Source organism: Agromyces cucurbitae (genome assembly GCF_058349945.1).
Genome location: NZ_JBYRES010000004.1, coordinates 107868 through 118904, shown reverse-complemented (window position 1 = coordinate 118904; position 11037 = coordinate 107868). Strand labels below are relative to the sequence as shown.

General features: G+C 72.5%; 11 protein-coding genes. 8 read left to right on the top strand and 3 right to left on the bottom strand.

Features of this window, described 5'->3' with window-relative positions; all coding sequences use genetic code 11:
- Positions 1-16 precede the first annotated feature (16 nt).
- On the top strand, positions 17-1006 hold the full coding sequence (locus tag AC3RJ6_RS15170; protein ID WP_491427927.1) for an ABC transporter substrate-binding protein: 990 nt from the start codon (positions 17-19) through the stop codon (positions 1004-1006).
- 68 nt (positions 1007-1074) lie between these two features.
- On the opposite strand, the gene AC3RJ6_RS15165 is transcribed toward AC3RJ6_RS15170, so the two are convergent.
- Together AC3RJ6_RS15165 and AC3RJ6_RS15160 are read right to left on the bottom strand one after the other, a co-directional pair.
- Complete coding sequence (locus tag AC3RJ6_RS15165) at positions 1075-1746, bottom strand: FadR/GntR family transcriptional regulator (protein WP_491427926.1); 672 nt, start codon at positions 1744-1746, stop codon at positions 1075-1077.
- Positions 1747-1777: 31 nt separating this feature from the next.
- The gene (locus tag AC3RJ6_RS15160) at positions 1778-3316 is read right to left on the bottom strand and encodes an AlkA N-terminal domain-containing protein (RefSeq protein WP_491427925.1); all 1539 of its coding nucleotides are present in this window, start codon (positions 3314-3316) and stop codon (positions 1778-1780) included.
- A 99-nt stretch (positions 3317-3415) separates the two neighbouring features.
- Here AC3RJ6_RS15160 and AC3RJ6_RS15155 point away from each other — a divergent pair, with 99 nt between their 5' ends.
- The 7 genes from AC3RJ6_RS15155 (at position 3416) to AC3RJ6_RS15125 (ending at position 10825) form a co-directional block, all read left to right on the top strand.
- A complete protein-coding gene (locus AC3RJ6_RS15155; protein ID WP_491427924.1) occupies positions 3416-4807 on the top strand; it encodes an FAD-binding oxidoreductase in 1392 nt (463 codons plus the stop codon).
- 9 nt (positions 4808-4816) lie between these two features.
- Positions 4817-5974: a PrsW family intramembrane metalloprotease gene (locus AC3RJ6_RS15150; protein ID WP_491427922.1), complete on the top strand. Its 1158-nt coding sequence runs from the start codon at positions 4817-4819 to the stop codon at positions 5972-5974.
- Between the two features lie 65 nt (positions 5975-6039).
- Positions 6040-7332: a GAF domain-containing protein gene (locus tag AC3RJ6_RS15145; RefSeq protein ID WP_491427921.1), complete on the top strand. Its 1293-nt coding sequence runs from the start codon at positions 6040-6042 to the stop codon at positions 7330-7332.
- A gap of 176 nt (positions 7333-7508) precedes the next feature.
- Complete coding sequence (gene exaC / locus AC3RJ6_RS15140) at positions 7509-9032, top strand: acetaldehyde dehydrogenase ExaC (RefSeq protein WP_491427920.1); 1524 nt, start codon at positions 7509-7511, stop codon at positions 9030-9032.
- 13 nt (positions 9033-9045) lie between these two features.
- The gene (locus tag AC3RJ6_RS15135) at positions 9046-9465 is read left to right on the top strand and encodes a DUF779 domain-containing protein (protein WP_491427919.1); all 420 of its coding nucleotides are present in this window, start codon (positions 9046-9048) and stop codon (positions 9463-9465) included.
- A gap of 230 nt (positions 9466-9695) precedes the next feature.
- On the top strand, positions 9696-10067 hold the full coding sequence (locus AC3RJ6_RS15130; RefSeq protein WP_491427918.1) for an FKBP-type peptidyl-prolyl cis-trans isomerase: 372 nt from the start codon (positions 9696-9698) through the stop codon (positions 10065-10067).
- A 74-nt stretch (positions 10068-10141) separates the two neighbouring features.
- A complete protein-coding gene (locus AC3RJ6_RS15125) occupies positions 10142-10825 on the top strand; it encodes a lysoplasmalogenase (protein WP_491427917.1) in 684 nt (227 codons plus the stop codon).
- Here the strand turns inward: AC3RJ6_RS15125 and AC3RJ6_RS15120 are convergent.
- Entirely contained in the window at positions 10737-11036 is a 300-nt protein-coding gene (locus tag AC3RJ6_RS15120) for a protealysin inhibitor emfourin (protein WP_491427916.1), read from the bottom strand. The genes AC3RJ6_RS15125 and AC3RJ6_RS15120 overlap by 89 nt on opposite strands.
- Position 11037: the final 1 nt, after the last annotated feature.

Sequence of the window (11037 nt, the reverse complement as noted above, 5' to 3'; positions counted from 1 at the left end):
ACACCAAGGAGTGAGCATGTTCAAGAAGCGCGCCATGGGCGCCGTCGTCGGCGCCGTCGCCGCGGCCCTGATCCTCGCCGGCTGCGCGAGCGACGGAGGCGACTCGGGCTCCGGCGACGGCGGCAGCGGCGAGAAGCCGTACGTCGCCCTCGTCTCGAAGGGCTTCCAGCACCAGTTCTGGCAGGCCGTGAAGCAGGGCGCCGAGCAGGCGGCCGACGAGTACGACGTCGAGATCACGTTCGAGGGCCCCGACACCGAGGCCGACGTCGACCAGCAGATCCAGATGCTGCAGACCGCCCTCGACAAGAACCCCGCCGCGATCGGCTTCGCCGCCCTCGACAGCCAGGCCGCAGGCCCGCTGCTGCAGCAGGCGAAGGACTCGAACATCCCGGTCATCGCGTTCGACTCGGGCGTCGAGAGCGACATCCCGCTCACGACGGCCGCGACCGACAACCTCGCCGCCGCCGCCGAGGCCGCGAAGCACATGGCCGACGCGATCGACCACACGGGCAAGGTCGCGCTCGTCGTGCACGACCAGACGTCGGTCACCGGCCAGCAGCGCCGCGACGGCTTCGTCTCGTACATGGAGGAGAACGAGCCCGACATCGAGATCGTCGACATCCAGTACGGCGGCGGCGACCAGGCCAAGTCGGCCGACCTCGCGAAGGCGATCATCGCGGCGCACCCCGATCTCAAGGGCATCTACGGCTCGAACGAGGGCTCGGCGATCGGCGTCGTGCAGGCCGTGAAGGAGCTCGGCATCGACCCCGCGACCCTCGCGGTCGTCGGCTTCGACTCGGGCAAGGCGCAGATGGACGCCATCCGCGACGGGCTCATGCTCGGTGCGATCACGCAGAACCCGATCGGCATCGGCTACGAGACGGTGAAGGCCGCGGTCGAGGCGATCGACGGCGAGGAGCTGCCGAAGACGATCGACACCGGGTTCTACTGGTACGACGCGTCGAACATCGACGACGAGGAGATCCAGGCCGTCCTCTACGAGTGACCGGCTGAGCAACCCATCCGGGCGCCGGCTTCGGCCGGCGCCCTTCGTCGTGCCCGGCCCTCAGGGGCTCAGAGCGCGGAGCGCAGCCACTGCTCGACGCCCGACACGTGCACGACGGTGAGCGCCGAGGCGAGCTCGGCGTCACCCGCGGCGATCGCGTCGAGGATCGCGTGGTGCTCCTGCAGCGTGCGCTCGACCGCGCTCTCCTGCGTGATGCCGCGCCAGATACGGGCGCGCACCGTGTGGCTCGAGAGCGAGTCGATGAGGCTCGCGAGGTAGCCGTTGCCCCCGGCGTCGGCGATGCCGCGGTGGAACTCGAGGTCGTGGGCGACGAGCCCCTCGACGTCGGCGGCGTGGTCGACCCCCTCGACCGTCTCGCGCAGCCGCTCGAGGTCGGGCTCGGTCGCGTTGCGCGCCGCGAGCGAGGCCGCGGCCGGCTCGAGGATGCGGCGCACGGCGAAGATCTCGAGCACCGAGTGGTCGTCGTGCAGGTCGACGACGAACGACATCGCCTCGAGGAGGAGGCGCGGCTCGAGGCTCGTGACGTACGTGCCGTCACCGCGGCGCACGTCGAGCACGCGGATCACCTCGAGCGCCTTCACCGCCTCGCGCAGCGATGAGCGGGAGAGGCCGAGCCGCTCGCTCAGCTCCTTCTCGGGCGGGAGACGATCACCGGGGGCGAGCTCGCCCGTGATGATCATCTCTTTGATGCGCAGGATCGCTTCGTCGGTGACGGCCATGCCCGAATCGTAGCGCGTCGGGCACGAGACATCAGATCTCTGCGGCCGCGGCGCGCCACAGGTGCATCGAGGCGTAGCTGCGCCACGGCGCCCACGCCGCCCCGAGCGCGTCGAGCCCGCCCACGGTGCCGGGCAGTCCCAGTCGCTCGGCGCCCGCGCGCAGGGCCAGGTCGCTCGTGAGCAGCACATCGGGAGCCCTCGTCACCCGCATCGCCACGTACCCGGCGGTCCAGCGCCCGATGCCGGGAACGGCCAGCAGGTCGCGCACGAGCTCGTCGCGGTCGCGGTCGGCGGAGACCGCGAGCTCGCCGGTCGTGAGACGGGTCGCGACGTCGACGATCGTGCGGATGCGCGCGGCCGGGCCGCGCAGCACGTCGGCGCCGCGCTCGGCGATCGCGCTCGCGGTGGGGAAGAGGCGCAGGAGGCCCTCGGCGCCCGCGGGGCCCGGCCGGTCGCCGGGCGCGAGCGGCTCGCCGAGCTCGGCGGCGAGCCGGGCGAGCGTCGTGCGGGCGGCCTTGACGGAGATCTGCTGCCCGACGAGCGCGCGGAAGACGAGCTCGTGCGGGTCGAGGCATCCCGGCACGCGCATGCCGGGGTGCGCCGCGACCGAGGCCGCCAGGGCGGGGTCGGCGCCGAGGACGGCGTCGATGGCGATCGCGTCGGCGTCGAGGTCGAACAGCCGCCGGACGCGGGCGACGAGCGGCGCCAGGTCGGTGAGCGAAGCGAGCCGCGCCTCGACCTCGATCGCGGGTGCGCGTTCGTCGCCCAGCGGCTCGAGCGCGATGACCGCCGGCCCGCCCGGCAGGCGCAGCGTCCGCACGTACCGCTCGTCGGAGGCCGACTCGACCCCGTCGAGCGCGCGCGCGGCGAGCCACGCGAAGACCCCCGCCGCATCGAACGGCGGCCGCGCGGGCAGGCGGAGACGCACGATCCCGTCGCCGCTCGGCTCGCGACGGTCGGACGCGCGCGCCGTGAGCCGGAGTTCGCTCGGCGTGCGCTCGTAGACCTCGCGGATCGTGTCGTTGAACTGGCGCACGCTGCCGAAGCCGGCGGCGAACGCGACGTCGGCGGCCGGCAGGTCGGTCGAGGTCAGCAGGGCGCGCGCGGTCTGGGCGCGGTGGGCCCGGGCGAGTGCGAGGGGGCCGACGCCGAGCTCGGCCGTGACGACCCGGGTGAGGTGCCGCGGCGTGTAGCCGAGGTGGGCGGCGAGGCCGGGAACGCCCTCGCGCTCGACGACGCCGTCGGCGATGAGCCGCATCGCGCGTGCCGCGAGGTCGTCGCGCAGGTCCCACTCGGGCGAGCCCGGCACGGCATCGGGCAGGCAGCGCTTGCACGCGCGCAGTCCGGCGTCGTGCGCGGCCGCGGCCGTCAGGTAGAAGCTCACGTTGCCGGGCTTCGGTGCGACCGCCGGGCAGCTCGGCCGGCAGTAGATGCCCGTCGAGTGGACCCCGGTGATGAACTGCCCGTCGAACCGCGCGTCGCGCGCCTGCATCGCCCGGTAGCGTTCGGCGAAGACGGGGTCGTCGAGCGGGTCGGCGACGCGTGCGCGGCGGAGAGCGGTGATCGTCATGCCCTCAAGCCTCGCACGCACGGCCGACATCGACTAGCGGAAATCAGACGCGGGCACGGCGGGCCACGAGGCCGCTTGCCGCGTGGCTAGGGTGGAGGGATGCCGCACGTCCTCGCCCAGCTCACCGGTGCCCTCGGCGCCGCCGTCTCCGTCGACCCCGCCGTGCTCGAGGCGACGCGCGAAGACCGATCGGGCTGGCGGAGCGAGAGCCGTCCGCTCGCGGTCGTGCACGCCGGCTCGATCGACGACGTGCAGCGGGTCATGCGCGTCGCCCACGCCTCGTCGACGCCGGTCGTCGTCCGCGGAGCGGGCACGGGGCTCGCGGGCGGAGCCATCGCGAGCCCGGGCGCGATCGTGCTCGACCTCTCGCGCATGGACCGGATCCTCGAGATCTCGGAGGCCGACGAGCTCGCGGTCGTCGAACCGGGCGTGCTCAACGGCGACCTCAACGACGCGCTCGCGCCCCTCGGCCTCTGGTTCGCGCCCGACCCGGCGAGCCGCGCGATCTCGTCGATCGGCGGCAACATCGCGACGAACGCGGGCGGCCTGCTGTGCGCGAAGTACGGGGTCACGCGCGAGGCCGTGCTGGGCCTCGCCGTCGTGCTCGCCGACGGCCGGCTCGTGCGCCTCGGCCACCGCACCGTCAAGGGCGTCACGGGCTACGACCTCACGGCGCTGTTCACCGGCTCCGAGGGCACGCTCGGCGTCATCGTCGAGGCGACCGTGCGCGTGCGGCCCCAGACGCCGGGCACGCCCGTCACGGTCGCGGCGGCGTTCGCCGACGTCGAGGCCGCCGCCGGCGCATGCGCCGCGGTCACGGCCGCCCGCATCCGCCCCGCCGTGCTCGAGCTCATGGACGCGGGGGTGGTCGCCCGGGTCGCCGCGTACCTCGGCGCCGACGCGCTCGCCGGCACTCCGCTCGAGACGACGGCACCGGGCGAGACCTTCCTCATCGCGCAGGCCGACGACGGCTCGGCGGGCGTGGAGGCCGCGCGCATCGCCGAGCTCTTCGCGGCCGCCGGCGGCCGCGTCACGCTCTCGCACGACGCCGAGACGGGCGAGCGGCTGCTCGACATCCGTCGGGCCATGCACCCGGCGCTCGCGGCGAGCGGCCAGGTGCTCATCGAGGATGTCGCGGTGCCGCGCAGCGCTCTGCCCGCGATGTTCCGCGCCATCGAGGAGATCGCCGACCGCCGGGGCGTCGAGATCCCGACGATCGCGCACGCGGGAGACGGCAACCTGCACCCGAACTTCGTCTTCACGGGCGACGACGTGCCCGAGCACATCTGGGAGGCGGCCGACGAGATGTTCCGTGCGGCGGTCGCGCTCGGCGGCACGCTGACCGGCGAGCACGGCGTCGGAGTACTGAAGCGCCGCTGGCTCGCCGAGGAGCTCGGCGACGACGTCTTCGAGCTGCAGCGCGCCGTCAAGGCCGTGTTCGACCCCACCGGCATCCTGAATCCCGGCGTCATGTTCGAGGCCGTTCGGTAGGCTGCCCCGGTGAGCCACCTCGCCCCCGGTCCTGCGCCGCAGCCCGCCGGCACGCCCGCTTGGGTCGCGCCAGTGCGTGCCCGGAGCGGCGGCACCGTCTTCGCCGTCATCGGCATCGTCGTCGGCGGATTCGCCGCGCTCCTCGTGATCGCCTACCTGGCGATCGCGCTGGGCGCCTCGACGCTCGTGATCGGGTCGCTGCTCGCACTCGTGCCCCTCGCCGGCGTGCTGCTCGCGATCCGCTGGGTCGACCGCTGGGAACCCGAGCCGAGGGGTGCGCTGTGGTTCGCCTTCCTCTGGGGCGCGGCGGTATCGGTCGCGATCGCGCTCGTCGTCGACCTCGGCGTGCAGCTCGCGATGGCGTACGTGGCACCGGGAGGCACCGCGGACGAGGCGGTCGCCGCCGTCGTGCAGGCACCCCTCGTCGAAGAGGTCGCGAAGGGCCTCGGTGTGCTGCTCGTCTTCGCCTTCGCGCGATGGCAGTTCGACGGTCCCGTCGACGGGCTCGTCTACGCCGCGACGGTCGCGGCGGGCTTCGCGTTCACCGAGAACATCATCTACTTCGGCTCGGCGCTCATCGAGGGCGGAGCGGCCTCGCTCGGGGCGACGTTCGTCGTGCGCGGCATCTTCTCGCCGTTCGCGCACGTGCTCTTCACCGCGTGCACCGGGCTCGCGATCGGCATCGCGGCGCGGCGCGGCGCGGGCGGCGGGGGAGTGATCGGCTGGTTCCTCCTCGGCCTCGCGGGCGCGGTCGCCCTGCACGCCCTCTGGAACGGCTCGCTCGGCTTCGCCGACGACTGGATCGGCCTCTACATCACGGTGCAGGTGCCGATCTTCGTCGCCGCGATCGTGCTCGTCGTGCTCCTGCGACGCGAGGAGGTGCGCACGACGAGACGGCGCCTCGCCGAGTACGCCGCCGCCGGATGGTTCAGCGCGGGCGAGGTCGACCTGCTCGCGACGCCCGCCGGCCGGCGCCAGGCGAAGGCGTGGGCACGGTCGCAGCATCCGCCGCGCACCGGCGCCATGCGCCGGCTCATCACGGATGCGACGCACCTGGCGTTCGCACGCCAGCGCATCGTCTCCGGCGTGGGCGGGGCGAAGAGCGTCGCCGACGAGCAGGCGCTGCTCTCGTCCATCGTCTCGGAGCGCGCGGCGCTCATGCGGTAACCCCGGGCGTGCCGGCCCGCGCCGGATATGATGTCGGCATCCGCAACGACGCGATCGGAGACGGCATGCCCGTGCCGCAGCGACCCTCGCAGGAGCTCGACACCCACGACCTGCGCGATCGACTCGTGCGCGCGCAGGAGGAGGCACTCGCCTCCGGAACGGTGCCGCCCACGCTCCGCCCGGTCGTCCGGGCCTCCTGGGAACGAGCGCTTCGCGAGGCGATCGACCCGGTGCACGCGCTGCCCGGCATCGAACTCGACGAGGACGACTTCCTCGCGTACCGCGAGGCCCACGCGCTCGCCCCGGTGATGCCGGTGATCCGGCGGCTGCTGGTCGACGACGCGAACGAGGCCGGGCTCGTGGTCGCCGTCGGCGACGAGCACGGCCGGCTGCTGTGGGTCGAGGGCGATCCCGCGCTGCGGCACCGCGCAGAGGACATGCTGTTCGTCGCGGGCGCCGACTGGTCGGAGTCCCGAGTCGGGACGAATGCGCCCGGCACCGCCATCGAGCTCGACCGCGGCGTGCAGATCCGAGGTGCGGAGCACTTCAATCGGATCGTGCATCCGTGGAGCTGCACCGCCGCTCCGGTGCATGACCCGCAGACGGGCACCGTGCTCGGCGTCCTCGACATCACGGGCACCGACCACGCGGTCGCCCCGCACACGCTCGCGCTCGTCACGGCGACGGTCGCCGCGGTCGAGGCCGAGCTCAAGCTCGCGCAACTCGAGTCGACCGTCCGGTCGACGCTGCGGCGAACCCGGATGCGACCGGTCGACCCGCCGCGCGGCGCGCTCGACGTCCTCGGGCTGCAGCGCCCCCGTCTCGGCGGGCGCGAGCTCGGGCTGCGACACGCCGAGATCCTCGTGCTGCTCGCCTGGAACCCGCGCGGACTCACGGCCGAGCGGCTCGCCGCGCTCGTCTACGGCGAATCGACCGCCACTGCGACGCTTCGCGCCGAGCTCGTGCGACTCCGGCGCGTCCTCGACGTCGCCGGCGAACCGGCGATCGAAGCGCGACCCTACCGCCTCGCCCGACCGCTCGTGCTCGATGCGTACGAGGTGCTCGCGCGCCTGCACCGCGGCGCGCGCCGCGCCGCGCTCGACGCCTACCGGGGCCCGCTGCTGCCCGACTCGTCCGCCCCCGGCATCATCGAGATCCGCGCGGAGGTGGCGAGCCGCCTTCGCGAGTCGCTCATCGCCGATGCGTCTCCCGACCTGCTCCTCGACTACGCGGAACGCGAGGAGGGGCGTGACGACGTCGACCTCTGGCGGGCCGCGCTCCGTCTCCTCCCGCCGCGATCACCGCGGCGAGCATCGGTCGTGGCGCACCTCGAGCGTCTCGACGACGCCCTCGGCTGAAGCAGCCGACCTCCGCCCTCCGCGCATCGCCCGCGGATCATCGCGCATCGCCCGCGGATCGCCCGCGAGCCGATGCAACGCAGGTGCAACGTGCGGGCAACGGGGCTGCAACCCTCGCCGTCGTACCGTGACGTCGTCCCGACCGGGGCATCCGACAACGACGTCAAGGAGACACGATGACCGTGTACGCCGCGCCCGGCACCCCCGGCGCGCTCATCGAGTTCAAGCCGCGCTACGAGCACTTCATCGGCGGCGAGTGGGTGAGGCCCGCCGGTGGCGCCTACTTCGAGAACATCTCGCCTGTGAACGGCAGGCCCTTCACCGAGGTCGCACGCGGCACCGCCGCCGACATCGACGCCGCCCTCGACGCCGCGCACAAGGCGGCACCCGCGTGGGGCCGCACGAGCGCCGCCCATCGCGCCGGCATCCTGAATGCGATCGCCGATCGCATCGACGAGCACCGCGAGCTGCTCGCGGTCGCCGAGACGTGGGACAACGGCAAGTCCATCCGCGAGCCGCTCAACGCCGACCTCCCGCTCGCGAGCGACCACTTCCGCTACTTCGCGAGCCTCATCCGTGCCCAGGAGGGCAGCTTCACCCAGCTCGACGACGACACCGTCGCGTACCACTTCCAGGAACCGCTCGGCGTCGTCGGGCAGATCATCCCCTGGAACTTCCCGCTGCTCATGGCCGTGTGGAAGCTCGCACCCGCGCTCGCCGCGGGCAACGCGGTCGTGCTGAAGCCCGCCGAGCAGACCCCGACCTCGATCCTCGTGCTCGTCGAGCTCATCGCCGACCTGCTGCCCGCGGGCGTGCTCAACGTCGTGAACGGCTTCGGCGTCGAGGCCGGCAAGCCGCTCGCCTCGTCGAACCGCATCCGCAAGATCGCGTTCACGGGCGAGACGACGACGGGCCGGCTCATCCTGCAGTACGCGTCGAACAACATCATCCCCTCGACGGTCGAGCTCGGCGGCAAGAGCCCGAACATCGTCTTCGAGTCGGTCGCCGACCGGCGCGACTCGTTCTACGACAAGGCGCTCGAGGGCTTCAGCCTCTTCGCGTTCAACCAGGGCGAGGTGTGCACGTGCCCGAGCCGTTCGCTCATCCAGAAGTCGATCTACGACACCTTCCTCGACGACGCGATCGAGCGCACGAAGCAGGCGAAGCAGGGCAACCCGCTCGACACCGACACCCAGGTCGGCGCGCAGGCGTCTAACGACCAGCTCGAGAAGATCCTGAGCTACATCGACATCGGCAAGCAGGAGGGGGCGAAGCTGCTGCTCGGCGGCGAGCGGGCCGACCTCGGGGGCGACCTCAGCGAGGGCTACTACGTGCAGCCGACCATCTTCGAGGGGCAGAACCGCATGCGCCTGTTCCAGGAGGAGATCTTCGGCCCGGTGGTGGCCGTCACGAGCTTCACCGACTACGACGACGCGATCGCGATCGCGAACGACACCCTCTACGGACTCGGCGCGGGCGTCTGGAGCCGCAACGGCAACGAGGCGTACCGCGCCGGTCGCGACATCCAGGCCGGTCGCGTCTGGGTGAACAACTACCACGCGTACCCTGCGGGCGCCGCGTTCGGCGGATACAAGTCGTCGGGCATCGGACGCGAGAACAACAAGCTCGCGCTCGACCACTACCAGCAGACGAAGAACCTGCTCGTCAGCTACAGCGAGAACCCGCTCGGGTTCTTCTGAGCGGCGGTCCGCGATGTCGCTCGATCGCTTCGCCGCAGGCGTCGTCGGCCGGGTCGTGATCGCCGGGGAGTCGTCGCCTCGGGTGGAGCTCTCACCCGCGGCGGCGGCGCTCGTCGACCGACTCTGGGCGGCCCACGGGCCGCTCATGTTCCACCAGTCGGGCGGCTGCTGCGACGGCAGCTCACCGATGTGCTATCCGGCGGGGGAGTTCCTCACGGGTGACGCCGACGTGCTGCTCGGCGAGCTCGAGATCGGCGCGGATGCCTCGGGGTCGGCGCGCGTCGTCGGCTTCTGGATGTCGGCCGAGCAGTTCGCGTACTGGCGGCACACCCACCTCACCGTCGACGTCGTCGCGGGGCGCGGGAGCGGCTTCTCGATCGAGGCGCCCGAGGGGGTTCGCTTCCTCATCAGGTCCCGGCTGATGCAGGAATGAGGCCATCGCAGGGCGGCGGAACCGCCTGCTCCGTCTCCGCTCGGCGGCCCGGCGCACGTGCCGCCGAGACGGAGAAATCCGCCGCCCTGTGGTGTGGCACTGCCGACATCTCTACGGGGCGACGGATCTCTTAGGGTTCCAGCGTGCATGGTGTTCGCCAGTAGCGCAAGACCCCGGTGGACATCCGTCCGCGATGGACACGGGCACGTCGAATCCGTTTTGATTGAGGCATGACCGATACGAACAGCAAGCCCGAAATCGACGCTCCCGAGGGGCCCGCGCCCGTCGAGCTCGTGATCGAGGACATCGTCGTGGGCGACGGCCCCGAGGCCCAGCCCGGCTCGACGGTCGACGTGCACTACCTCGGCGTCGAGTTCGACTCCGGTGAGGAGTTCGACTCCTCGTGGGGTCGCGGCCAGTCGATCAACTTCCCCCTCTCCGCCCTCATCACGGGCTGGAAGGAGGGCATCCCCGGCATGAAGGTGGGCGGCCGTCGCCAGCTCATCGTGCCCCCGCACAAGGCCTACGGCCCGGCCGGCGGCGGTCACCCGCTGTCGGGCAAGACCCTGATCTTCGTGATCGACCTGCTCGGCGTCAGCTGAGCTCCGAGACCAGCGCGAAGGCCGGTGGGCGAACGCCCGCCGGCCTTCGTCGTCGGTTCGGCTACGATTCGAGCGTGCTCCCCGCCTTCGCCCCCTACCTCGTCGTCTCGATCGCGCACCTCGTGCTGCAGTACGTCGGCCCCGCGTGGAGCGTGACGGCGACCAAGGCGCTCCTGATGCCGCTGCTCGCGCTCGCCGTCGTCATCGTCGCGCGGCGCTCCTCGCTGCCGCTGCCCGCGCTGCTGCTGGCCGGCATCGGGCTGTCGTGGGGCGGCGACGTGCTGCTGAGCTTCCCGGGCGACCTCTGGTTCGTCGCGGGGCTCGCGTCGTTCCTGGCGGCGCACGTCGCGTACATCGTGCTCTTCCTCCGGATGCCCCGTGCTCGTCGCCGTCCGCCCCTGTGGGCGCTCGTCTATCCGCTGTGGGTGGTCGGCATGCTGGCGGTGCTCCTGCCCGGAGCCGGTGGGCTCGCCGTGCCGGTGGTCGCCTACGCGCTCGTGATCGGCACCATGGCGGTCACGGCGTCGCTGCACGGCCGCTGGATCGCGCTCGGCGGCGCGCTCTTCGTCGTCTCCGACTCGGTGCTCGCGATGGGCCGGTTCCTGCCCGGGTACGAGTTCGCCGCGCACGACTTCGCCGTGATGTCGACCTACCTCGCGGCGCAGGGGCTCATCGCGTTCGGGGTGCTGCTGGCGGCTCGCGCCGCGGGGGCGCCGTCTCGCGAACCCGGTCGACCAGTTCTCGCCACGGACCGGTGACCTGCCGCTCGGCGAGCAGCGCCTCGTGCGGCTCGCACTCGATGCGGTAGACGTAGCGATCGGGCTCGGGCGGCGCGGGTGGAACCTCGCGCCACGGAAGCTCGTCGAGGAGCACGACCCACGCGTCGGCGTCGGGCTGCTCGTCGACGTCGACGCGCCACGTGATGCGGAGGCCGGCCAGACCTCCGGTGCGCTGCACGATGACCTCCATC

What these genes read in the sequence shown, in the direction of transcription:
- AC3RJ6_RS15145 (WP_491427921.1), top strand. Translation starts at nt 6,040, where the DNA reads ATGCCCGTGCCGCAGCGACCCTCGCAGGAGCTCGACACCCACGACCTG.
- AC3RJ6_RS15120 (WP_491427916.1), bottom strand. Translation starts at nt 11,036, where the DNA reads ATGGAGGTCATCGTGCAGCGCACCGGAGGTCTGGCCGGCCTCCGCATC.
- AC3RJ6_RS15165 (WP_491427926.1), bottom strand. Translation starts at nt 1,746, where the DNA reads ATGGCCGTCACCGACGAAGCGATCCTGCGCATCAAAGAGATGATCATC.
- AC3RJ6_RS15135 (WP_491427919.1), top strand. Translation starts at nt 9,046, where the DNA reads ATGTCGCTCGATCGCTTCGCCGCAGGCGTCGTCGGCCGGGTCGTGATC.
- AC3RJ6_RS15130 (WP_491427918.1), top strand. Translation starts at nt 9,696, where the DNA reads ATGACCGATACGAACAGCAAGCCCGAAATCGACGCTCCCGAGGGGCCC.
- AC3RJ6_RS15170 (WP_491427927.1), top strand. Translation starts at nt 17, where the DNA reads ATGTTCAAGAAGCGCGCCATGGGCGCCGTCGTCGGCGCCGTCGCCGCG.
- AC3RJ6_RS15155 (WP_491427924.1), top strand. Translation starts at nt 3,416, where the DNA reads ATGCCGCACGTCCTCGCCCAGCTCACCGGTGCCCTCGGCGCCGCCGTC.
- exaC (WP_491427920.1), top strand. Translation starts at nt 7,509, where the DNA reads ATGACCGTGTACGCCGCGCCCGGCACCCCCGGCGCGCTCATCGAGTTC.
- AC3RJ6_RS15160 (WP_491427925.1), bottom strand. Translation starts at nt 3,316, where the DNA reads ATGACGATCACCGCTCTCCGCCGCGCACGCGTCGCCGACCCGCTCGAC.